Genomic DNA, 24,315 nt, shown 5'->3' with positions numbered 1-24,315 from the left:
TCGTATGGCAAAAATCTTGTTGATTCTACCACAAAACAAGCGGTTTATGGCTTTTGCGTGAAGGCCGTCTGAAACAGGATTTCAGACGGCCTTCGTTATTTAATAAATTGAATTTAGTTGCAGCCAGAATCTTCGTTCGCAGCCTGCAAACTCAACTCTTTGCGCTTTTTAGCCCTTTCATAACGGCAGCGTTGGCGCGGTGTATTGATTTCCAAAGGCGGTACAGGAACCGGCTTACCGTCTTCAACGGCAACCATGGTGAAGTAGCAGCTGTTGGTATGACGCACTTTGCCGGTGTGGATGTTTTGCGCCTCAACCCGAATACCGACTTCCATAGAAGTGCGGCCGGTGTAGTTGATACTGGCGTAAAAGGTTACCAGTTCGCCGACATGAATAGGCTCTTTAAACAATACTTTATCAACAGACAGAGTAACGCAATAGGTACCGCTGTAACGGCAGGCGCAGGAATATGCCACTTGGTCAAGCAGGCGCAGAAGATCGCCACCGTGAACATTGCCGCTGAAGTTTGCCGTATAAGGCATCATCAGCTCGGACATGATCAGCTCATGGGAAGGTAGTTGGCGTTCCGGTTTCATAGTTTCTTCTCCTTTTGATATTTATTTTTTAATTGTCTGAAAACTTCAGACTGCACGTGTGCCAAATCATTCTACCGTTTTTAATCGTTGAGTTTCAACCCCTTGCCCTACCCGTTTACAGCCATTTTCTACGCGAAAAGAAAATCAGCAGTCCGATGATGATGCACAGCATCACACCCAAAACCATGAAATAGCCGTAATGCCAATGCAGTTCGGGCATATTGTCGAAGTTCATGCCGTAGATGCCGGTGATGACGGTCAGCGGCATAAAGATGATGGTAATAACCGTCAACACGCGCATTTGCTGGTTCATGCGGTTGGATTGGAAGGAAAGATAAATGTCCATCATGCTCAACACCATATCACGCGAGGCATCAAGCGATTCGATAAGCTGCATATTGTGGTCGTACACGTCGCGCAGATAGACGGTTGATTCTCCTTTGAAAATAGCAAAATCACCGCGCACGGCCAGTTGGTAGAACACATCGCGCAATGGCAAAAGCGTGCGCCGCAGACGGACGGCATCGCGCTTGAGACGGTGAATCTTACTGAGAATATCGCTGTTTTCATTTTTAAACAGGGACTTGTCTATTACTTCGACACGGTTGTTGTACGACTCCAAAACGATGAAATAGTCATCCACAATGCGGTCAAGCAGGCAATAAGCAAGAAACGCTGTATTTTTGTTCAAAATATTGTGCGGATTTTCGTGCATCTGCCGGCGAAGATGGCTGAACAAACCCAACGGTTTTTGTTGGAAAGACAACACAAAATCTTTGCCGATAATCACATACACTTGGTCGGAATAAAGCTTGCCTGTGGAGGTATAGTGGTAAACCTGTGCGGCAGTAAAAACATAGCTGCCGTAGTCTTCGATTTTCGGACGTTGCTTGCGGCTGAGAATATCCTCAATAACCAGCTCATGGATGCCATAAGGCTCAAGCGCGTGTTTGAGCAAGGCAACATCATTGATGCCGACAAAATGCAGCCAATTGATTTGACCTTCTTGCGGACGGACAATAACGGGCAAGTTTTTTCCGGCAAGATAATCATGCTGAACAAAGGTATCGGCGGAATACAGGGTTTGATGAATGGCAGAACGCGGCGCATTGTCGGTATTGCTGCGCTGCATGGCTTGGTCTTGCAGAGAGTCGGTTGTCTCAACTGGATTGGCTGGTTTGCTCATAAAAATAAATCATGTTTTTTAGTTAGAATGAATTGTACAGACAGAAAAGGCCGTCTGAAAACTGATTTTCAGACGGCCTGACAATATCGATCAACGCTTTATTAGGCTTGAGGCGCGGTTTTCTCCAACTCCAATGCAGCGGCAAGCAAGGACAGGCGCGCCATTACGCCGTAAACATAGAGGCGGTTGTGTTCGTTGTCGACGTCGCAGTCTTTTTCAGAGCGCGGCATACCGAGTGAATCCCATTGTTCAAATACGCGTTTGCAGGCTTCGGGGGCTTCTTGAGAATTGTCACCGCTGCCGGTGGGGATGCTGTTGGATAGCGGAACAAACACCATACCGCCGGCGTTGAGGTTTTCGTCTGCACCACGGCCTTCGTGTACACGGAAGAAGCCGCCGATAACGAAACGGTCCATCATATAAACGACGGGTTCGCATACGGCACCGTTCATGGTTTCGTAGGTATAAATACCTTCTTGGACAATAACTTCGCTAACTTCCAAGCCTTCTTTGACTTTTGCCATTTTGTTGCGGTTTTTACGGTTCAAGCCGCGTACTTCATCGGCGGATTTAACGCTCATCACGCCCATACCGTAAGTACCTGCGTCGGCTTTCACAATAACAAAAGGCTGATCGGTAATACCCAATTCATCGTATTTGGCTTGAATTTTCGCCAATACACGCTCTACCGCGCCTGCCAACGCATCCTCGCCTTCACGCTCTTGGAAATCCAAACCGCTAATTTTTTCAAAATAAGGATTGATTTGCCATTCGTCGATGTCAATCAACTTGGCAAAGTCGGCAGCAACTTGGTTGTACGCGCCGAAATGTTCGGTTTTACGGCGAGTCGTCCAGCCGCCGTGCAATGGAGGCAATACGGTTTGACTGATGTCTTTAAGGATTTCAGAGACGCCCGCAGACAAATCGTTATTCAACAAAACAACGCAAGGTGAGAAACCGTCTGCAAGATGGACGCGCTCTCGGGTACGCAATAAAGGCTCAAGCAAAATTTTGTCGCCCAACGCGGTTTCAAACTCGGTCGGTTCAGTCACTTCAGGATTCAGGCTGCCCAAGCGCACTTCATACCCTGCCGAACGCAAAATCTCGCTGAGTGCGTAAACGTTTTGCAGATAGAATGTGTTGCGTGTGTGGTTTTCAGGAATAATCAATACGGATTTTGCCGTTTCGCAGGCACGCTGTACCGCATCTTGCGCGGCAACCGCCGCCAGCGGGATAAAGTTGGGATTCAAATTATTGAAACCGCCCGGAAACAGGTTCATATCGATAGATGAAATTTTGTAACCGGCATTACGGATGTCAACCGAACCATAAAACGGCGGACGGTGTTCGTTCCATTGCGAACGGAACCATGCTTCGATTTTGGCGTGGTTGCACAAGATTTTCGCTTCAAACGCCTGAAGTTGCGACAGATGTTCGGCAGCCATTACCGGTAATTTCATTCTCTATACCTCTTGGTAAGTGTGGATATTAAGTGAGAATGATAGAACTTTTTAGTGCATTTCGACAAGCATTCTTTCAGATAAGATGCATCTTTTTGTCAACAATTCTACAATTTGTCTAATTTTTAATAAGCATTTTTGAAACTTTGCGACAATTTTTAAAAATTGGACAAATTTCTATTGCGCAGCCCCTATAAAAAGCCTAAAATCCGCCCATAAACGCAAACCATCATTCATACCTAACAATAGCAAAGAATACTCATCATGAGCGCACAAACCCTTTACGATAAACTTTGGAACAGCCACGTCGTCCGCGAAGAAGAAGACGGCACTGTCCTGCTTTACATCGACCGCCACCTGGTTCACGAAGTAACCAGCCCGCAAGCATTTGAAGGCTTGAAAATGGCTGGCCGCAAACTCTGGCGTATCGACAGCGTGGTCTCTACAGCCGACCACAACACCCCGACCAGCGACTGGGACAAAGGTATCCAAGACCCGATTTCCAAACTGCAAGTCGATACTTTGGACAAAAACATTAAAGAGTTTGGCGCACTCGCCTACTTCCCATTTATGGATAAAGGACAAGGCATCGTACACGTTATGGGTCCGGAACAAGGCGCAACCCTGCCCGGCATGACCGTTGTCTGCGGCGACTCGCACACTTCCACCCACGGCGCATTCGGCGCATTGGCGCACGGTATCGGCACTTCCGAAGTCGAACACACCATGGCGACCCAGTGCATTACCGCGAAAAAATCCAAATCCATGCTGATTGCCGTTGAAGGCCGTCTGAAACCCGGCGTTACCGCCAAAGACGTAGCACTTTATATCATCGGCCAAATCGGTACGGCCGGTGGTACAGGCTACGCCATCGAATTTGGCGGCGAAGCCATCCGCAGCCTTTCGATGGAAGGCCGCATGACCTTATGTAATATGGCGATTGAAGCCGGTGCGCGCTCAGGCATGGTTGCCGTCGACCAAACCACCATCGACTATGTAAAAGGCAAACCTTTCGCACCTAAAGGCGAAGCGTGGGACAAAGCCGTCGAATACTGGCGCACGCTGGTGTCTGACGAAGGCGCCGTATTCGATAAAGAATACCACTTCAAAGCCGAAGACATCGAGCCTCAAGTAACTTGGGGGACCTCGCCTGAAATGGTTTTGGACATCAGCGGCAAAGTGCCTAATCCTGCCGAAGAAACCGATCCGGTCAAACGCAGCGGCATGGAACGCGCCCTCGAATACATGGGCTTGGAAGCCGGTACGCCATTAAACGAAATTCCTGTCGATATCGTCTTTATCGGCTCTTGCACCAACAGCCGTATCGAAGACTTGCGCGAAGCCGCCGCCATCGCCAAAGGCCGTAAAAAAGCGGACAATGTACAACGCGTATTGATTGTTCCCGGCTCCGGTTTGGTTAAAGAGCAGGCAGAAAAAGAAGGCTTGCACGAAGTATTTATTGAAGCCGGTTTTGAATGGCGCGAACCGGGCTGCTCGATGTGCCTCGCCATGAATGCTGACCGCCTGACTCCGGGACAACGTTGCGCCTCCACTTCCAACCGTAACTTTGAAGGCCGTCAAGGCAACGGCGGACGCACCCACCTTGTCAGCCCTGCCATGGCAGCCGCAGCCGCGGTTACCGGCCACTTTACCGACATCCGCACTATGGCTTAAAATATTTTCAGACGGCCTTTATTCATCAGGCCGACTGAAACAATACCTTGCTCAAACAAGTTTTCTTATTATATTGCGAAAAACGTCCGAAAACCTTCTTAATCATTGATAACTTGAAAGGAATCTAGTATGAAAAAACTGTTTGCATTGGCTGCCGCAGCCCTCATCCTGTCAGCTTGTTCCAGCACTTGGTCCGGCGCAAAAGACGATACCAGCCGCAATTGGGACAAAACCAAAGAAACCGCAGAACACGTTGCCGACAAAACTGGCGAAGCCGTTAAAAAAGGCGGCAATGCAGTAGGCCGCGGCATGAGCCATGTTGGAGAAAAAATCGAAGCCGCTACCGAATAATTCGGTAAATCAGGCCGTCTGAAGCTCCTAACTCCGTTTCAGACGGCCTGATACATTATTAATTTTTCAGACATTTTCACGATTCCAAGCAAAGGAAGAAACAATGAGCAATCCGTCAAGCTGGTTCGGCATCCATGCTCAAGATTTGGATCGTGCCAAGGCCTTTTACGAATCCGTATTTGACAAGCCCTTGCAAGATGTTGGCGGCAATGGATTCCGTTTCATCATTTTTCCGGCCGATTACACACAACACGGCACGGCAGGCATGATTTGGCACGACAGCAATGCCCAACCCGGCCACGGTGGAACGACCATTTTCTTCAATTGCCCGGATTGTGCCGAAACAGCAGAAAAAGCCGTTGCAGCAGGCGGCAAACTGTTACAAGAGAAATTCCGCATTGCCAACGGCTTTGCAGCATTTATCGAAGACACAGAAGGCAACCGAATCGGTTTGCACAGCACACACTAACCCGAATAGCCATAAAATTTCCCATTATTACTATAAGAATCTGACATGAAAGCCTTTACCAAAATTACCGCCATCGTCGCCCCGCTCGACCGCAGCAACGTCGATACCGATGCCATCATCCCCAAACAATTTCTGAAATCCATCAAACGCAGCGGCTTCGGCCCCAATGCCTTTGATGAATGGCGTTACCTCGACCACGGCGAACCGGGCATGGACAACAGCAAACGCCCGCTGAACCCCGATTTTTCCCTGAACCAACCACGCTATCAAGGCGCACAAATCCTGTTGACGCGTAAAAACTTCGGTTGCGGCTCTTCACGTGAACACGCTCCTTGGGCATTGGACGACTACGGCTTCCGTGCCGTTATCGCCCCCAGCTTCGCCGACATCTTCTTCAACAACTGCTACAAAAACGGCCTTTTACCTATCGTTTTGACAGAAGAACAGGTGGACCAGCTTTTCAAAGAAGTTGAAGCCAACGAAGGCTATCAGCTCTCCATCGACCTTGCTGAGCAAACCCTGACCACCCCTAGCGGCGAAACATTCACATTCGACATTACAGAACACCGCAAACACTGCCTCTTAAACGGCTTGGACGAAATCGGCCTGACCCTGCAACACGCTGACGAAATTCACGCCTTTGAAGAAAAACGCCGCCAAAGCCAGCCTTGGCTGTTTAACGGTTGATATACAAAAGGCCGTCTGAAAAATTTAAGTGTTTCAGACGGCCTTTAATCTACACAAATATATTATGATTACCGACACCATAAGCAATGCCACCCGCTACGCTGCCTTGCATCCCGACTTTGCCGAAGCCTTCCATCTGTTGCAGACCTTGGATTTTGCCAATCTGCCGGACGGCCAAGTGCCATGCGAGAATCCCAATATCCGTATTTTTATCGGCAGCGAGCCGATGAGGACGCAGGGAGAAGCCCAGCCTGAAGCGCACTTAAAACACATTGATATTCAAACGCCGATTGATGGCAGCGAAACATATGGCTGGATAGACAGAGGCCGTCTGAAAAACGGTTTAGGCTACAACGAAAAGCGCGATATCGAATTTTTCGACTGCGAGCCGGAAACCTGGTTGACCTTGGAGCCAGGCGAATTTGCGCTATTTTTCCCGAATGATGCGCATGCCCCATTGGTCGGCGACAGGGCGAACATACGCAAAGTTGTTTTTAAAATCCGTGTTGAAACCGAACGTCTATAATATTTCAGACGGCCTTATCCCCTTATTCAGGACACAATATGTCTTTTTTCAGCAGGTTGTTCCGCTCCAAACCTAAATTAATGGCTTGGCAGGAATTTGTCGAATACTTTGCCCGTCGCATTCAAGAAGAATTGGGTCTTGAGGCAAAAATCAACTGGGGCGAAACTATTGCTTCCTCGCCTATCATCGTCCATTTTTCTGAAGACGATGAAGCATCATTCAGCACATATTTGAGCAACCATTACACAAGTTATCTGCAAAATCCCGAGGCCTTGGAAGCTATTGTTGCTGCCAATTTAGCGGTTATCTATAAGATTCAAGACACTGATGCCAGTGTTTCAGCACAACAAATTCTTCCGACGATTAAAAATACGATTTATCTGGAAAATGCCAGACTGATTACAAATACGGACGAGGCCGAACCTGCCGATTATCTGGTATATAAACCGATTGCGGGCGATATCATGGTGCTTTATATGGTGGATATGGACGAATCCATGCATACGCTCAATCGTGAGCATATGAAAGAGGCCGGTATTGAAGATGAGGAAGCCTTATATCGTACCGCCATGGATAATTTGCGCCAACGGATGAATGGACGTGTTCAAATCCATCATGCCGAAGGTTGGTCATTGGCTCAAATCCATTTGGACAACGACTATGATGCTTCCCTGATTTTGCTTTTAGACGAAGTACTTAAAGACGATCATATGCTGCCGGCCAACCCTGTTTTTGCAGTCCCGGCACGCAACGCCCTGCTCGTTTGCAGCCCGTCCGATGAAGAGGCTTTGCAGGCGATGGCGAATATCACCCTGCAGGCATTTGAAGAATCTGCCTACGCGATTTCTACCCAGCTTTACCAGTACCATAATGGTACAATCAGCGTTTTCAGAGCAAATTGATTTAAGGCCGTCTGAAAAACTGACGGCCTGCCCTTTACCTAAAACCTTCCCATAAGGAAACCCGAAATGACCAAACATATCGCTATCTTGCGCGGCGACGGCATCGGCCCTGAAATCGTTGCAGAAACCGTCCGCGTACTCGACAAACTTATCGAACAAGGTTTGGATGTCAGCTACGAATACGCGCCTTTGGGCGGCGAAGCCTATGACGAATACGGCCATCCTTATCCAGAATTCACGCAAAACCTTTGCCGTAAAGCCGATGCGGTCCTGCTTGGTGCAGTCGGTTCTCCGCAATACGACAATCTCGACCGTCCGCTGCGCCCTGAACGCGGCTTGTTGGCTATTCGTAAAGACTTGAATCTGTTTGCCAATTTGCGCCCTGCCATTTTGTATAAAGAGCTGGCCAATGCTTCTACTTTGAAACCGGAAATCGTCGCCGGTCTCGACATCCTTATCGTACGCGAACTCACCGGCGATATTTACTTTGGTGAACCGCGCGGCATCCGTGTTTTGGAAAACGGCGAACGCGAAGGCTACAACACCATGAAATACAGCGAAAGCGAAATCCGCCGTATTGCCCACGTTGCCTTCCAATCCGCCCAAAAACGCAGTAAAAAAGTCTGCTCCGTAGGCAAAGCCAACGTTTTGGAAACCACCGAACTGTGGCGCGAAATCTTTGAAGAAATCGGCAAAGAATACCCTGATGTCGAGCTTTCCCATATGTACGTCGACAATGCCGCCATGCAGTTGGTACGCGCGCCCAAACAATTTGACGTGATTGCTACCGGCAACATCTTCGGCGACATTCTGTCTGACGAAGCGTCCATGCTGACCGGCTCCATCGGCATGCTGCCTTCCGCTTCTTTAGACGAAAACGGCAAAGGCCTGTACGAACCGTCCCACGGCTCAGCTCCCGACATTGCCGGTCAAAACAAAGCCAATCCGCTGGCAACCGTATTGTCTCTTGCCATGCTGCTGCGTTACAGCCTGAACGACGAAGCACGCGCGCAACAAGTTGAAAACGCTGTACAAAAAGTACTGCAACAAGGCTTGCGTACCGGCGACATTTACGAAGAAGGTACCAAACTGGTTTCATGCTCCGAAATGGGCGATGCCGTATTGGCCGCTTTGTAAGAGGCCGTCTAAAAAAAGCGTGGGACCAATCCCACGCTTTTTTATATACAACAACTCGAAACCATCAAAAAGGACGTGTCTTCACACGCCCTTATGTCTCTTTCAGACGGCCTTAAGATTGAAAAAATCAACCTCTTTTGTGTTTGCCGCCAAAGCTGTCGTTAGACTTGCGCTTGCCTTTAAAGCCTTCGCCGCCTTTTTTGAAACCATCAGCTTTTTTGAAACCGTCTTTCTTAAAGCCATCTTTCTTGAAACCGTCTTTTTTATGGCCTTCGCCGCGAGCTTTACCGCCGAAACCTTCTTTAGCCGGTTTCTTATCACCGCGCCAGCCGCCGGATTTGCGATCACCCCAGCCGCCTTTGCCTTTCGGTTTGCCGCCGGCAGATTTGCGTTTGCGTGTCGGTTCCATGCCTTCGATGGTCAGCTCAGGCAATTTGCGGCCAATGTATTTTTCAATTTTGTGTACTTTGACGTATTCGTTCACTTCGGCAAAAGTAATCGCAATACCGGTACGGCCTGCGCGACCGGTACGGCCGATGCGGTGAACGTAGTCTTCAGCCTGTTTTGGCAAGTCATAGTTGATAACGTGGGTAATGGTAGGCACATCGATACCGCGTGCGGCTACATCGGTGGCAACCAAAATTTTGCAGCGGCCTTTACGCAAGTCCATCAGCGTGCGGTTACGCCAGCCTTGCGGCATATCGCCGTGCAGGCAGTTGGCGGCAAAACCTTTTTCATACAATTCATCCGCGATGACTTCGGTCATGGCTTTGGTTGATGTGAAGATCACGCATTGATCGATATTGGCATCGCGCAAAATATGGTCGAGCAGGCGGTTTTTATGGCGCATATCATCGCAGTACAACAGCTGCTCTTCAATTTTGCCTTGATCATCCACACGCTCAACTTCAATGGTTTCAGGGTCTTTAGTCAGTTTGCGCGCCAGTTTGCCCACCGCACCGTCCCAAGTGGCGGAGAACAACAAAGTCTGACGGTCGCTCGGTGTCGCTTCCACGATGGTTTCGATGTCGTCGATAAAGCCCATGTCCAGCATACGGTCGGCTTCGTCCAGAATCAGCACTTCCAAACGTTCAAAATCAACTTTGCCGCTCTGTATCAAGTCCATCAGACGGCCCGGAGTGGCGACAATCAGGTCAACCGGTTTGCTCAAAGCACGGGTTTGGTAGCCGAAAGATGCGCCGCCGACAATGCTGACAGTACGGAACCAACGCATATTTTTAGCATACGCCAGCGCGTTTTTTTCCACCTGAGCCGCCAGTTCGCGGGTCGGGGTCAATACCAAAGCGCGCGGGCCTTTGCCCGGTTTTTCGCTGCGCTTGGTCAGTTTTTGCAAAGTCGGCAGCAGGAAGGCTGCGGTTTTACCTGAACCGGTTTGTGCCGAAGCCATAATATCGCGGCCGTCCAATGCAAACGGAATCGCCTGCGCCTGAATCGGGGTCGGGCTTTCATAACCCTCGCTGCGTACGGCAGACAAAATGTTTTTATCAAGGTTCAAATCGGCAAATTTAATAGACATATCTATCCTAAGAGACAACAACGCGCACGCCTGAACAATTTCAGACGACCTGAAGCAAAGGAAAGTAACGATACGGGAAATGTGAAGTTACAGGGTTGTCGCAAGCATCTTGCTTGTGGTTAACATCGACGACAACCTGCACAGAAAAGGCTTTGCAAATATGCAAGCAATAAAAGAAACGCGCCCGAAACGGCGGTTTAGGTTGGATGACGATGGCTTCGTATCAAAAGGCGAACGGCGGATAATATAGATTTTATGGATAACAGTCAAGCAAAAAGGCATCAAGTGCGTTAAAATCCAAACCCTTCCCAATACTTATTCAGGCCGTCTGAAACCATGACCGACATTACCCCCTTTGCCAACCGCTTGGGCAAAAACATCAAACATCTTATGAAATGGGCCAAACGCAACAATATTGAAGCCTGGCGCATTTACGACCGCGATATTCCCCAATTTCCCTTTGCCGTCGATGTTTACGGCGACCAAATCCATCTTCAGGAATACGATACCGGCTGGCTGATGCAGCCCGAAGAATACGAAGCGTGGCTTGCCGATGTATTGGAAGCCATCGGTTTTGTGACCGGTTTTGCGCCCGAACAAATCCACCTCAAACGCCGCGAACGTCAAAAAGGTTTGCAGCAATACGAGAAAACCGGCAAAACTGGCGACGATTTCGTCATCACTGAAAACGGCCGCAAGTTTTGGGTCAACCTCGACAAATACCTCGACACCGGCCTTTTTCTCGACCACCGCAACACGCGCAAAAAAGTCGGCGAAACCGCAGCAGGCAAACGCTTCCTCAACCTGTTTTCCTACACAGGCAGCTTCACCGTCTATGCAGCCACCGGCGGCGCGGTATCCAGCGAAACCGTCGATTTGTCCAACACTTATCTCGATTGGGCGAAACGCAATTTCGAACTCAACGGCATCGACCCCGAACAACACCAAATCGTCCGCGCCGATGTGTTCCAATACCTGCAAAATGCCGCAGATGAAGGCAAAAAGTTCGACCTCATCGTCATGGATCCGCCCAGCTTTTCCAACAGCAAAAAGATGCTCGACATCCTCGACATCCAGCGCGACCATAAAAAGCTGATTGACGGCGCAATGAGCCTGCTCGCTTCAGACGGCATTCTGTATTTCTCCAACAATCTGCGCAGTTTTGTGTTGGACGATGCGGTCGCGGAACAATACGCCGTCAAAGACATTTCCAAACAGTCCGTTCCCGACGATTTCCGCAACAAAAAAATCCATCAATGCTGGGAAATCAAGCATAAATAAGCATCAGGCCGTCTGAAAGCCAGTTTTCAGACGGCCTGATTGCCATATTGAATCTCTCAATCAATAGGCGCATAATTCAAGAGATTGTTGACAATATCAAAAGGAAAAGAACATGCAAAACTACCTGACGCCCAATTTCTCATTCGCCCCCATGATTCCGGAACGCGCGCTCGGCAGCCGGGTTTGGGATACCGAAGGACGAGAATACATTGACCTGTCAGGTGGTATTGCTGTGAACGCGCTGGGCCATTGCCATCCAGATTTGGTCGCAGCCTTGGCCGAGCAGTCGCAAAAACTCTGGCACATTTCCAATATCTACACCACCCAACCGGCGCAAGAATTGGCCAAAAAATTGGTCGAAAACACCTTTGCCGACAAAGTGTTTTTCTGCAATTCTGGAGCAGAGGCCAATGAAGCCGCACTGAAACTGGCGCGCAAATACGGCCGCGATCATTTTGGCGAACACAAAACCGAAATCATCTCCTGCCTCAACAGCTTCCACGGCCGCACCCTGTTTACCGTATCCGTCGGCGGCCAGCCCAAATACAGCAAAGACTACGCGCCGCTGCCGGCCGGCATTACCCACGTTTCCTTCAATGATGTTGCCGCATTGGAAGCAACCATCAGCGACAAAACTTGCGCCGTGATTATCGAGCCGATTCAAGGCGAAAGCGGCATCCTGCCTGCCACCCAAGAATATCTGCAAGCCGCACGCCGTTTGTGCGACAAACACGGCGCTTTGCTGATTTTGGACGAAGTGCAAACCGGCATGGGGCATACGGGCAAACTGTTTGCCTACGAGCATTACGGCGTAACACCCGATATTCTCAGCTCCGCCAAAGCCTTGGGTGGCGGCTTCCCGATTGGCGCGATACTGACCACCGATAAAATCGCCCCAACCTTCGGCCCCGGAACGCATGGCTCGACCTTTGGCGGTAATCCGATGGCGTGTGCCGTCGGCAGCCGCGCATTTGACATCATCAATGCGCCCGAAACATTGGCACACGTTAAACAACAAGGCCAAAAACTTCAGATGGCATTGCGTGAATTGGGTGAAAAAAACGGCGTATTTAAAGAAGTCCGCGGCATGGGCTTGCTGCTCGGCTGTGTGTTGGCAGACAAATACGAAGGCAAGGCATCGGAAATTACTGCCGCCGCTTTAAAACACGGCCTGATGGTACTGGTTGCCGGCGCCAATGTGGTGCGCTTTGCCCCCAGCCTGCTGCTAAACGATGAAGACATGGCCGAAGGCTTGAAACGTTTTGAAGCGGCTTTGGACGAATGGTTGGCCTGATTTTTAAAACCCAATATCCAAATTAGCCGACAGCTTTTGTTCTTAATTGATACCATATAGTGAAGGCCGTCTGAAAGACCGTTTTGAGTTTTTCAGACGGCCTTTTTTCAATATTGAAAACAACATCCACCTACATGCTTTGTCATTTGATGTTTGTTAAAAATCGTACCTCCTCTTCGTGTTACGCTTGGTAAACAATTTGATTTTGCGAAGAAAAGGAACAGGAGATGGTATCGTTGAAAACACAAATCGCCGGTTTTTCTTTTGACAACTGTCTGATGAACGCAGCAGGTGTGTCGTGTATGACTGTCGAGGAATTGGAAGCAGTCAGACAGTCTTCGGCAGGCACTTTCATTACCAAGACTGCAACGCTTACCCCTCGTCAAGGCAATCCCGAACCGCGTTATCGGGATGTCCCTCTCGGCAGCATCAATTCGATGGGCTTGCCGAATCAAGGCATTGATTACTATCTGGATTACTTGCTTACCCTCCAAGAGTCTCAGCCGGAACGGACATTTTTCCTATCACTGGTCGGCCTGTCGCCCGGCGAAACACATATCCTGTTGGAAAAGGTGCAAAACAGCGGGTTCAACGGCATTACCGAACTCAACCTATCCTGCCCAAACGTCGCCGGCAAACTGCAAATCGCCTACGACTTTGAAACAACCGAGATGATTTTGGATAATGCCTTTACCTACTTCGACAAGCCCTTGGGCATCAAATTGCCGCCGTATTTCGATATAGCCCATTTCGATCAGGCGGCGGAAGTGTTCAACCGCTATCCCTTGAAATTCGTCAACTGTGTCAACTCCATCGGCAACGGCATGTATATCGAAGACGAATCCGTCGTGATCCGCCCGAAAAACGGTTTCGGCGGCATAGGCGGCCAATACATCAAACCGACTGCGCTCGCCAATGTCCACGCGTTCTATCAAAGACTGGAGCCGTCTATCCAAGTCATTGGAACAGGCGGTGTCTACAGCGGCCGTGATACGTTTGAACACATCTTGTGCGGCGCAAGTATGGTGCAGATCGGCACGGCGCTACACCAGCAAGGCGTAGACATTTTTGAACGGGTTTCCCTTGAATTAAAAGCCATCATGGCACAAAAAGGCTACGAAAAACTGGAAGACTTCAAAGGCAAATTGAAATATTTTGCATAGGGTTTACTCTAAAAAACGCCCAAGGCCGTCTGAAAATTTCAGACGGCCTTGTTGTATAATTGCTCCCCGCATTACCCGTCTTCCCCTTCAATGAAACTCAACCCCCAACAACAAGCCGCGGTCAAATATCTAGGCGGCCCCCTGCTCGTCCTTGCCGGTGCAGGCAGCGGCAAAACCGGCGTGATTACGCAAAAAATCAAGCATTTGATTGTCAATGTCGGCTATCTGCCGCATACCGTCGCCGCGATTACCTTCACCAATAAAGCCGCCACGGAAATGCAGGAGCGCGTCTCCAAAATGCTGCCCAAGTCGCAAACGCGCGGGCTGACGATTTGCACCTTTCACTCTTTGGGCATGAAGATTCTGCGCGAAGAGGCAAATCAAATCGGTTACAAAAAAAACTTTTCCATTCTCGACTCTACCGACAGCGCCAAAATCATCGGCGAGCTCTTGGGCGGTACGGGCAAAGAAGCCATATTCAAAGCGCAGCATCAAATTTCCCTTTGGAAAAACGATTTAAAAACGCCTGAAGATGTCGTTCAGACGGCCTCTAATGTGTGGGAACAGCAAACAGCGCGCGTGTATGCGAGCTATCAGGAAACCCTGCAAAGCTATCAGGCGGTGGACTTTGACGACTTAATCCGCCTGCCTGCCGTGCTGTTGCAGCAAAACAGCGAAGTGCGCAACAAATGGCAGCGGCGGCTGCGTTATCTGCTGGTTGACGAATGTCAGGACACCAATACCTGCCAATTTACGCTGATGAAGCTTCTGACTGGCGCGGAAGGCATGTTTACCGCCGTCGGCGACGACGACCAGTCCATCTACGCATGGCGCGGCGCGAACATGGAAAACCTGCGTAAAATGCAGGAAGACTATCCGCAGATGAAAGTCATCAAACTGGAGCAAAACTACCGCTCCACCGCGCGGATTCTCAAAATCGCCAACAAAGTCATTGAAAACAACCCCAAACTCTTTACCAAAAAACTTTGGTCGCAGTTCGGCGAAGGAGAAATCGTTAAAGTCGTTGCCTGTCAAAGCGAGCAGCACGAAGCCGACTGGGTTGTCAGCCAAATCGTCAAGCAGAAGCTGGTCGGCGGCGACAAAACCCAATACGCCGATTTTGCCGTGTTATACCGCGGCAACCATCAGGCGCGGATTTTTGAGGAAGCCTTGCGCAACGCACGCGTTCCCTACCAACTCTCCGGCGGACAGAGTTTTTTTGACAAAGCCGAAATCAAAGACGTTTTGTCCTACTTGCGCCTACTTGCCAACCCCAACGACGATCCCGCCTTCCTGCGCGCCGTAACCACGCCCAAACGCGGCATCGGCGACGTAACGCTCGGCAAACTCAACACCTACGCGCACGAACACGAATGCAGCCTATATGAAGCCGCGCAAACCGAAGAAGCGCTTGCCCTATTGAACCATACCAACCGCCAACACCTGCAAGCCTTCATGGATATGATTGAAAACTACCGTGCCAAAGCCGAAACCAGCGAAGCAGGTGAGCTTATTCATAACCTGCTGAAAGAAATCGACTACGAAAACCACCTGTTGGCTAACGAAGAAGGCAAAGCAGGCGAAATCAAATGGCGTAACGTTACCGACCTGACCGGCTGGCTGGAACGCAAAGGCGAGCAGGATGGCAAAAATATCATCGAGCTTGCCCAAACCATCGCCCTGATGACGCTTTTGGAGGGTAAAAGCGAAGAAGAAGTCGATGCCGTCAAACTCTCTACCCTGCACGCTTCCAAAGGTTTGGAATACCCCTATGTTTTCCTTGTCGGTTGCGAAGAAGGTATCTTGCCGCACAACGACAGCATCGAAGAAGACAATGTCGAAGAAGAACGCCGTCTGATGTACGTCGGCATTACCCGCGCCAAACGCCAACTTACACTGACCCACTGCCTCAAACGTAAAAAACAAGGCACATGGCAATTCCCCGAACCGAGCCGTTTCATAAACGAAATGCCGCAGGAAGACATCAAAATCCTAGGCCGCAAAGGCGGCGAGCCGATTGTGAGCAAGGAAGAAGGAAAAAGCAATCTGGCAGGATTACTGGATATGTTGGGAAACAAAAGAAAAGGATAAGGCAAGGTCGTCTGAAAGTAAGGTTTCAGACGGCCTTATTGTCAGCAAAATGTCAAAGTCAATAATCAAATAATTTTTACTTTATATCGTTACGCCTATTTATCCCCACCTCTCCCGATTCTTCAAAAATAAACAAAAATAATCTAATAATCAGGTACAAAATAAAAAACTGGGCGGCACGATTGCCTTATTCCCCTTCAATTTACAAGCAAAAATTGTCAACACTTGAAGTATAAATTCACAAGCAAAATTGCATTTTTCAGGTATAATAATGGATTCCCCAACTGCATTTTGTGAGCTGAATCCATGTCTGTTGTTCTGCCCTTGCGCGGTGTAACCGCCCTTTCCGATTTCCGTGTTGAAAAACTCTTCCAAAAAGCAGCCGCCCTCGGCCTGCCCGAAGTCAAATTAAGCAGCGAATTTTGGTATTTTGTCGGTAGCGAAAAAGCACTTGATGCCGCGACAGTCGAAAAACTGCAAGCCTTGTTGGCAGCGCAAAGCGTTGAACAAACGCCCAAAGCGCGCGAGGGCTTGCATTTATTTTTGGTAACGCCCCGTTTGGGTACCATTTCGCCTTGGGCTTCCAAAGCAACCAATATCGCCGAAAACTGCGGTTTGGAAGGCATTGAGCGTATCGAACGCGGCATGGCCGTGTGGTTGGAAGGTACGCTTACCGACGGGCAAAAACAACAATGGGCAGCCCTGTTGCACGACCGCATGACCGAAAGCGTGTTGACCGACATTGATGCAGCGGCGCAACTGTTCCACCACATCCAATCAGAAACCTTCTCCAGCGTAGATGTATTGGGCGGCGGCAAAGAGGCATTGGTCAAAGCCAATACTGAAATGGGCTTGGCGCTTTCAGCCGACGAAATCGATTATCTGGTTGAAAACTATCAGGCTTTAAACCGCAATCCGTCCGATGTTGAATTGATGATGTTCGCTCAGGCAAACAGCGAACACTGCCGCCACAAAATCTTCAATGCCGACTTCATCCTCAACGGCGAAAAACAACCGAAATCCCTTTTCGGCATGATACGCGACACGCACAACGCGCATCCCGAAGGCACAGTCGTTGCCTATAAAGACAATTCGTCCGTGATCGAAGGCGCGAAAACCGAACGTTTCTATCCAAATGCGGCGGAAAATCAAGGCTACCGTTTCCACGAAGAAGACACCCATATCATCATGAAAGTGGAAACACACAACCACCCGACCGCCATCGCGCCGTTTGCCGGTGCGGCGACGGGCGCGGGCGGTGAAATCCGCGATGAAGGCGCAACAGGCAAAGGCTCGCGTCCGAAAGCAGGCTTGACCGGCTTTACCGTCTCCAACCTGAATATCCCTGGCTTGGAGCAGCCTTGGGAACAAGCCTACGGCAAACCCGGCCATATTGCTTCCCCTTTAGACATCATGATTGAAGGTCCGATTGGCGGCGCAGCGTTCAACAACGAATTCGGCCGTCCGAACCTCTTGGGCTACTTCCGTACCTTTGAAGAAAAATTCGACGGTCAGGTTCGCGGCTACCACAAACCGATTATGATTGCCGGCGGCTTGGGCAGCATTCAGGCACAACAAACACACAAAGACGAAATCCCCGAAGGCGCACTGCTGATCCAACTGGGCGGCCCGGGTATGCTTATCGGCTTGGGTGGTGGCGCGGCTTCATCCATGAATACCGGCACGAACGATGCGTCTTTGGACTTCAACTCCGTACAACGCGGCAACCCTGAAATCGAACGTCGCGCGCAAGAGGTCATCGACCGTTGCTGGCAGCTTGGCGACAAAAACCCGATTATCTCCATCCACGACGTCGGCGCAGGCGGCTTGTCCAACGCCTTCCCCGAACTCGTCAACGATGCCGGACGCGGCGCGGTATTCAAGCTGCGCGAAGTGCCGCTGGAAGAACACGGCCTCAATCCATTGCAGATTTGGTGTAACGAATCGCAAGAACGTTATGTATTGTCCATTTTAGAAAAAGATTTGGAGACCTTCCGCGCCATCTGCGAACGCGAACGCTGCCCGTTTGCCGTAGTCGGTACGGCGACCGACGACGGCCATTTGAAAGTACGCGACGATTTGTTCTCCAACAACCCCGTCGATTTGCCGTTGAACGTTTTGCTCGGCAAACCGCCTAAAACCACGCGCACCGACAAAACGGTTACGCCGTCTGAAAAACCGTTTAACGCCGGCAATATCGACATTACCGAAGCCGCCTACCGTGTTTTGCGCCTGCCCACCGTAGCCGCTAAAAACTTCCTGATTACCATCGGCGACCGCAGCGTCGGCGGCATGACCCACCGCGACCAAATGGTCGGCAAATACCAAACCCCGTAGCCGACTGCGCCGTTACCATGATGGGCTTCAATACCTATCGCGGCGAAGCGATGTCTATGGGCGAAAAACCGACCGTCGCCCTGTTTGACGCGCCTGCTTCGGGCAGAATGTGCGTCGGCGAAGCCATCACCAACATCGCTGCGGTCAATATCGGCGACATCGGCAACATCAAACTTTCCGCCAACTGGATGGCGGCATGCGGCAACGAAGGCGAAGACGAAAAACTCTACCGCACCGTTGAAGCAGTTTCTAAAGCCTGTCAAGCATTGGATTTGAGCATTCCCGTGGGCAAAGACAGCTTGTCGATGAAAACCGTGTGGCAGGATGGCGAAGAGAAAAAATCCGTTGTTTCGCCGTTGAGCCTGATTATCTCCGCGTTTGCGCCAGTGGAAGACGTACGCAAGACTGTTACGCCTGAGTTGAAAAACGTCGAAGACAGCGTATTGCTGTTTATCGATTTGGGCTTCGGCAAAGCGCGTATGGGCGGCTCCGCGTTCGGTCAGGTTTACAACAACATGACCGGCGATGCGCCTGATTTAGACGATACAGGCCGTCTGAAAGGCTTCTACAACGTGATTCAACAGCTTGTCGCCGAAGACAAACTCTTGGCATACCATGACCGCAGCGACGGCGGCTTGTTTGCCACATTGGTAGAAATGGCGTTTGCTGCGCGGTGCGGCTTGAATGTGGATTTGACCTCGCTGGTTGCCAACCAAGCCGATGTCAACGAAGCCAGCATCCGCGCATTGTTCAATGAAGAGCTGGGCGCAGTGATTCAAATTGCCAAACAAGATGTAGCAGCCGTAGAAGCCTTGTTTAAAGAAGCTGATTTGGCACTGCATACCGTTGCAACCATCGGTACTGACGAGAAAATCGTTATCCGCAATCAGACAGGCATCGTATTGAGACAAAACCGCGCCGACCTGCAACGTGCATGGCAGGAAACCAGCCACGCCATCCAACGCCTGCGTGACAACCCTGCCTGCGCAGACAGCGAGTTTGCCCTGATTGGCGACAACGAACGCAGCGCATTGTTTGCCGACGTGAAGTTTGATGTAAACGAAGACATCGCCGCGCCGTTCATCAACAGCGGAGCAAAACCCAAAATCGCCATCCTGCGCGAACAGGGCGTAAACGGGCAAATCGAAATGGCAGCCGCCTTCACCCGCGCCGGTTTCGATGCCTACGACGTGCATATGTCCGACCTGATGGCGGGCCGCGTCCACCTTGCCGACTTCAAAATGCTGGCGGCGTGCGGCGGCTTCAGCTACGGCGACGTACTTGGTGCAGGCGAAGGCTGGGCAAAATCGATTCTGTTCCACCCTGCTCTGCGCGACCAATTTGCCGCTTTCTTTGCCGATCCGAACACGCTGACATTGGGCGTGTGCAACGGCTGTCAAATGGTCAGCAACCTTGCCGAGATTATCCCGGGCGCAGAAGCATGGCCTAAATTCAAACGCAACTTGAGCGAACAGTTTGAAGCGCGCCTGAGCATGGTTCACGTCCCCAAATCAGCCTCCCTGATCCTGAACGAAATGCAAGGCTCCAGCCTGCCTGTCGTGGTCAGCCACGGCGAAGGCCGCGCCGACTTCGCGCTTCACGGTGGCAATATTTCCGCCGATTTGGGCATTGCGTTGCAATATGTGGACGGTCAAAACCAAGTGACCCAAACTTATCCGCTCAACCCTAACGGCTCGCCTCAAGGTATTGCCGGTGTGACCAACGCCGACGGCCGCGTTACCATCATGATGCCGCATCCGGAACGCGTATACCGCGCCGCACAAATGAGCTGGAAACCGGAAGACTGGACGGAACTGTCCGGCTGGTACCGCCTCTTCGCCGGAGCAAGGAAGGCTTTGGGTTAACCGGCAGGTCGATTTGATTCGGCTTTAAAGAAAAGGTCGTCTGAAAACGATTTAGCGGATTCTGCTATATTCGTTTTCAGACGACCTTTATATGTTCTTTTGCGTATAAGACCGAGCCGACCGCCGTCATTCCCGCGCAGGCGGGAATCCAGACCCCTGCATTTCAGAAATATTTAAAGATTACTGTAAATCCAAACTTCTGGATTCCCGCCTGCGCGGGAATGACGGACTAGATTTTTTTGTCCCGAACCTATATACAAATACACTTAATTAAATTTATAGAAAAGATTTGGAGAAACTTATGTCTGACATAGTAATTTTTAAAAACATGCCGAATGATGATGAATTTATTGAATGGATTGAGAACAACCAAAATGGTTTTGTACTAAACATAAACAAAGGTAAAACCAAACCTATATACCCTATGTTGCACAAAGCTAGTAGTGGTTGTGGCAGCTTTCCAACTGAAAAAAAAGGCGAAAATTGGACAACAAAAGGTTCAGATTATTTTAAAGTTTGTTCCAACTCCCGAGAGAGACTCAGAAAATGGAGTTGGAATGAATATGATAGAGAAAATAGATGTAAAGCTTGTTTTAAAAAGGAATTAGACGAAGAAAATACAGCTTGGCTAACTGAAGAACCAAATTTTTACACAACTTCTATCCCACACTTAGGAAAAAATATAGCTGAACTCGAAAACCGTTTAGCCTCCGAAACTAGCCCAGAAAAGCAAACCGAACTAAAAAGCTTAATAAAAGTCCGCAGAGGGCAAAATCAATTCCGGCAAGACGTATTCAAACTATATCCGAGCTGTCCACTGACAGGTCTAGATATCGAGTCTTTACTCATTGCCAGCCATATCAAACCTTGGAGCAAGTGCAATAATGAAGAGCGGTTAGATCCCTTCAATGGTCTGATGCTCGCACCCAATATAGACAGATTATTCGATAAAGGACTGATTACGTTTGATCCCGACGGTATGATAAAAATCAGTCCAAAAATCGATCCGGGAAATCAAAAGCGGCTTGGAATTTCTCCCGATATGAAATTGAAAATTCGACCGAAAAGCAAAAAATATTTCGAGTATCACCGCAACCATGTCTTCCAAAAAGAAGAATGAATAGTGTTGAACAATCCGTTGATTTAAGGTCGTCTGAAAACGATTTAGCGAACCACGCTATATTTGTTTTCAGACGACCTTTTTGTGTCCTTTTGCGTGTAAAGACCAAACCCGTCGCCGTCATTCTGTATAATTCTCACTTTTAAACTATAATCGACATATTCAGACGGCCTTTTCTGACATTATGACTCGACAAGCCTTTATCCTCAGCGATTGCGAATTTTCCGAATGCGGAGAAAAGCCTTACGCCCTGTTGACCGCGAATCCGACGAAGGAACACCACTTCATCGCCCAAACCGAGCAGCGGCAGCACGCGCATAATCCGCAGGTCAGCCCGCAAAACCAAAACGTTTACCGCTTGCCGCTGTCTATGTTCCATACTGGCAAAAAAGCCCGCGTTAAAGAACAAAACCGCAGCGAAGCGATAAGCGTCAACATCATCGGCAACTTAGCAGCGAAAAACCTCTATACGCTGACCTTTGTCGAAGACTCCGCCAACCAATACAATCTGGAAAGCTGGTTCAACCGTCATGAAAGCGGCTACGAAGAGGCCTGCAACCACCTGCGCACCTTACCTGCAGGCCGTCTGAAAACACCTACGGCAAATGCCGATACCGTCAAAGTACCGGATGCCTTGTGGCGAATATTGCGGCTGAAGTTCCTCGGCATTCTGCGCAATCCGCACAACCATAAAAACCTGTTTGCCCACCGCCTGCACCAAACACTTCGGGCACGGTTGCCGGAAGTCGGTTTTGAATTTGTCCGCTTGATCAGCAAACGCGACCCCAAGCGTATCGAAGCCATTATGCAGGACTACCGTTTCACCTTTCTCGGCTATGTCGATTGGCTGGGCGGACTTTACGGTATGTTGAGCGAAGGCGTAGCGCAGCCGTCGCTGTTTGAACGGTTGTTTTGTAATATCTTTGCCGAACCCGAAGCTGTGAAAATCGAATTGTTCCGCTATCCGGAAAATACGGGGCTGTGCCTGTTTGGCGACAGCAGTTTCTGCCTGCAAGCCTCGACCAAGCTATTCAGTGTCGGCGTTAATATCTCGCACGATATGTTTGCCGTCGTCCATCTGCAAACCGACCGTTGGCACGCGTTTAAAAATACCTTTCATCACGACGCGCCCAAACTGCAAGGCCAAGTGCGGATTATCGACGGCAACCAAACCCAAAGATTGCTGTTCAACCGACTGTGCATCCATCAAGCCCATGAAGCCGTGTTCGGCCAAAGCCCGAATATCAAAGATTATTTAGAGGCCGTCTGAAACCCCAAACCAGAAGAAAGCATATGAAAATCACGCCAATCCAAGCCCTAAACGACAACTACATCTGGATGATTCAAGAAGGCAACCATGCCGCCTGCGTCGATCCGTCCGATGCCACACCCGTTTTGAAATTTCTCGTCCACAACCGCCTGATGCTGGCGCAAACATGGATTACCCATCCGCACCCCGACCATACCGGTGGCGCAAAAAGCCTGTTCCACGGCTTTTTGGAATCCCCAATCTATGGCGAAAGCGACATCGACGTGGCGACGCATACCGTTACCGCAGGTACGCAGTTCCCGTTTGGCGAAGGCTTGATCACCGTTTGGGCAACCCCCGGCCATACCGACCGCCATATCAGCTATCTGCTGGAAAATTCAGACGGCCTGCACGTTTTCTGCGGCGATACCTTGTTCTCCGCCGGTTGCGGCCGCGTATTTACAGGCACAATCGAGCAGCTTTACGACAGCTTCCACCGATTCAACCAGTTGCCCGAGGAAACGCTGTTTTATCCGGCGCACGAATACACCGCCTCCAATCTGCGCTTTGCCCAGCATATCGAGCCGGACAATGCCGACATTCAGACGGCCTTGGCCGCAGCCGAACACACGCCGACACTGCCTGTCAGCCTGGCGCACGAACGCAAAGTTAATCCGTTTTTCCGCGTACACCTGCCCCAAGTTCGGGCACGCGCCGAAGAATTGAGCGGACGAAAATTAAACAGCGAACTCGAAGTCTTCGCCGCTTTGCGTGAATTGAAAAATCAATTTTGATTGGGCTTAGCCCCCAAAGAATAAGGCCGTCTGAATAAGCGTGAAACCATGAATCACGCCTGTTCAGACGGCCTTAAAGCCTTCATCAATATCATAACCATAAAAGCATAAGCCTACGGCTGCTTTTTATGTTTCACACATTCCGCAGCATATTGTTCGCCCCAACGGTGCATGGCTTCGATCACAGGCATCAGCGTCCGTCCAAACTCAGTCAACGAATATTCTACCTTCGGCGGTACCTGCGGATACACTTCCCGATGAACGATACCGTCGTTTTCCAATTCGCGCAGCTGCAGCGTCAGCATCCGCTGGGTAATACCTGCCAACAAACGCTGTAACTCATTGAAGCGACGGGTTTCTTCATTTAAATAATATAAAATCAATACCTTCCATTTACCGCCGATAATATCCAAAGTATTGACAACCGGACAGCAAGAGCCGTGTGCGTGTTCTGTTTCCGACATACAAAATCTCCAAACCACAGTATAAAAAATGTGCGTACTTGTTATAAAGTTTGTACCCCCTATAATACAAGCATTCTGTAACAAAAGGCCGTCTGAAAGGCTTCAGACGGCCATAAAAAGAAGGAACTTTAT

The 24,315-nt window shown here is 49.8% G+C and carries 19 protein-coding genes and 1 pseudogene; 15 read left to right on the top strand and 5 right to left on the bottom strand.

What is annotated here, in order from left to right:
* Positions 1-113: 113 nt before the first annotated feature.
* From KCG55_RS09345 to gshA, 3 genes are all read right to left on the bottom strand, one after another.
* Positions 114-596 carry an acyl-CoA thioesterase gene (locus KCG55_RS09345; protein ID WP_036490948.1) on the bottom strand — a complete coding sequence of 161 codons (483 nt, stop codon included), beginning with the start codon at positions 594-596 and terminating at the stop codon, positions 114-116.
* Between the two features lie 115 nt (positions 597-711).
* Positions 712-1,782: a magnesium/cobalt transporter CorA gene (corA, locus tag KCG55_RS09340; protein ID WP_254322853.1), complete on the bottom strand. Its 1,071-nt coding sequence runs from the start codon at positions 1,780-1,782 to the stop codon at positions 712-714.
* Positions 1,783-1,883: 101 nt separating this feature from the next.
* Complete coding sequence (gene gshA, locus KCG55_RS09335) at positions 1,884-3,242, bottom strand: glutamate--cysteine ligase (protein WP_254322852.1); 1,359 nt, start codon at positions 3,240-3,242, stop codon at positions 1,884-1,886.
* 264 nt (positions 3,243-3,506) lie between these two features.
* Between gshA and leuC the strand changes: the two genes are divergently transcribed.
* From leuC to leuB, 7 genes are all read left to right on the top strand, one after another.
* Positions 3,507-4,916, top strand: a complete 1,410-nt coding sequence (gene leuC / locus KCG55_RS09330) for a 3-isopropylmalate dehydratase large subunit (RefSeq protein WP_254322851.1) — start codon at positions 3,507-3,509, stop codon at positions 4,914-4,916.
* 129 nt (positions 4,917-5,045) lie between these two features.
* On the top strand, positions 5,046-5,267 hold the full coding sequence (locus KCG55_RS09325) for a hypothetical protein (RefSeq protein ID WP_070644808.1): 222 nt from the start codon (positions 5,046-5,048) through the stop codon (positions 5,265-5,267).
* Positions 5,268-5,370: 103 nt separating this feature from the next.
* Entirely contained in the window at positions 5,371-5,736 is a 366-nt protein-coding gene (locus KCG55_RS09320) for a VOC family protein (protein WP_254322850.1), read from the top strand.
* Between the two features lie 45 nt (positions 5,737-5,781).
* Positions 5,782-6,423 (top strand): 3-isopropylmalate dehydratase small subunit, encoded by a 642-nt coding sequence (gene leuD, locus KCG55_RS09315; RefSeq protein WP_003677355.1) that lies wholly within the window; start codon positions 5,782-5,784, stop codon positions 6,421-6,423.
* 64 nt (positions 6,424-6,487) lie between these two features.
* Positions 6,488-6,949, top strand: coding sequence for a YhcH/YjgK/YiaL family protein (locus KCG55_RS09310; RefSeq protein WP_254322849.1), 462 nt, complete (start codon positions 6,488-6,490; stop codon positions 6,947-6,949).
* 38 nt (positions 6,950-6,987) lie between these two features.
* Entirely contained in the window at positions 6,988-7,851 is an 864-nt protein-coding gene (locus KCG55_RS09305; protein ID WP_254322848.1) for a DUF1444 family protein, read from the top strand.
* Between the two features lie 66 nt (positions 7,852-7,917).
* Positions 7,918-8,988 (top strand): 3-isopropylmalate dehydrogenase, encoded by a 1,071-nt coding sequence (leuB, locus tag KCG55_RS09300; protein WP_004520344.1) that lies wholly within the window; start codon positions 7,918-7,920, stop codon positions 8,986-8,988.
* A 127-nt stretch (positions 8,989-9,115) separates the two neighbouring features.
* Here the strand turns inward: leuB and KCG55_RS09295 are convergent, their stop codons facing one another.
* Positions 9,116-10,525: a DEAD/DEAH box helicase gene (locus KCG55_RS09295; protein ID WP_254322847.1), complete on the bottom strand. Its 1,410-nt coding sequence runs from the start codon at positions 10,523-10,525 to the stop codon at positions 9,116-9,118.
* A 336-nt stretch (positions 10,526-10,861) separates the two neighbouring features.
* On the opposite strand from KCG55_RS09295, the gene KCG55_RS09290 reads away from it, so the two are divergent.
* From KCG55_RS09290 to gloB, 8 genes and pseudogenes are all read left to right on the top strand, one after another.
* Complete coding sequence (locus KCG55_RS09290) at positions 10,862-11,806, top strand: class I SAM-dependent methyltransferase (RefSeq protein ID WP_254322846.1); 945 nt, start codon at positions 10,862-10,864, stop codon at positions 11,804-11,806.
* Positions 11,807-11,918: 112 nt separating this feature from the next.
* Positions 11,919-13,100 carry an aspartate aminotransferase family protein gene (locus KCG55_RS09285; protein WP_254322845.1) on the top strand — a complete coding sequence of 394 codons (1,182 nt, stop codon included), beginning with the start codon at positions 11,919-11,921 and terminating at the stop codon, positions 13,098-13,100.
* Positions 13,101-13,327: 227 nt separating this feature from the next.
* Positions 13,328-14,263 (top strand): dihydroorotate oxidase, encoded by a 936-nt coding sequence (locus tag KCG55_RS09280; protein WP_254322844.1) that lies wholly within the window; start codon positions 13,328-13,330, stop codon positions 14,261-14,263.
* A gap of 90 nt (positions 14,264-14,353) precedes the next feature.
* Positions 14,354-16,354 (top strand): DNA helicase Rep, encoded by a 2,001-nt coding sequence (gene rep / locus KCG55_RS09275; RefSeq protein ID WP_254322843.1) that lies wholly within the window; start codon positions 14,354-14,356, stop codon positions 16,352-16,354.
* Between the two features lie 306 nt (positions 16,355-16,660).
* A pseudogene (gene purL / locus KCG55_RS09270) lies at positions 16,661-20,556 on the top strand (phosphoribosylformylglycinamidine synthase).
* Positions 20,557-20,857: 301 nt separating this feature from the next.
* Positions 20,858-21,676: an HNH endonuclease gene (locus tag KCG55_RS09265; RefSeq protein WP_254322842.1), complete on the top strand. Its 819-nt coding sequence runs from the start codon at positions 20,858-20,860 to the stop codon at positions 21,674-21,676.
* Positions 21,677-21,860: 184 nt separating this feature from the next.
* The gene (locus KCG55_RS09260) at positions 21,861-22,946 is read left to right on the top strand and encodes a hypothetical protein (protein ID WP_254322841.1); all 1,086 of its coding nucleotides are present in this window, start codon (positions 21,861-21,863) and stop codon (positions 22,944-22,946) included.
* 23 nt (positions 22,947-22,969) lie between these two features.
* Positions 22,970-23,719 (top strand): hydroxyacylglutathione hydrolase, encoded by a 750-nt coding sequence (gloB, locus tag KCG55_RS09255; RefSeq protein WP_254322840.1) that lies wholly within the window; start codon positions 22,970-22,972, stop codon positions 23,717-23,719.
* A gap of 113 nt (positions 23,720-23,832) precedes the next feature.
* Here gloB and KCG55_RS09250 read toward each other — a convergent pair whose 3' ends face one another.
* On the bottom strand, positions 23,833-24,183 hold the full coding sequence (locus KCG55_RS09250; protein WP_070822122.1) for a winged helix-turn-helix transcriptional regulator: 351 nt from the start codon (positions 24,181-24,183) through the stop codon (positions 23,833-23,835).
* Between the last annotated feature and the right edge of the window lie 132 nt (positions 24,184-24,315).

Source organism: Neisseria subflava (genome assembly GCF_024205745.1).
GTDB classification, from domain to species: Bacteria; Pseudomonadota; Gammaproteobacteria; order Burkholderiales; family Neisseriaceae; genus Neisseria; species Neisseria flavescens_B.
This window is presented reverse-complemented; position numbering and strand designations above follow the sequence as displayed.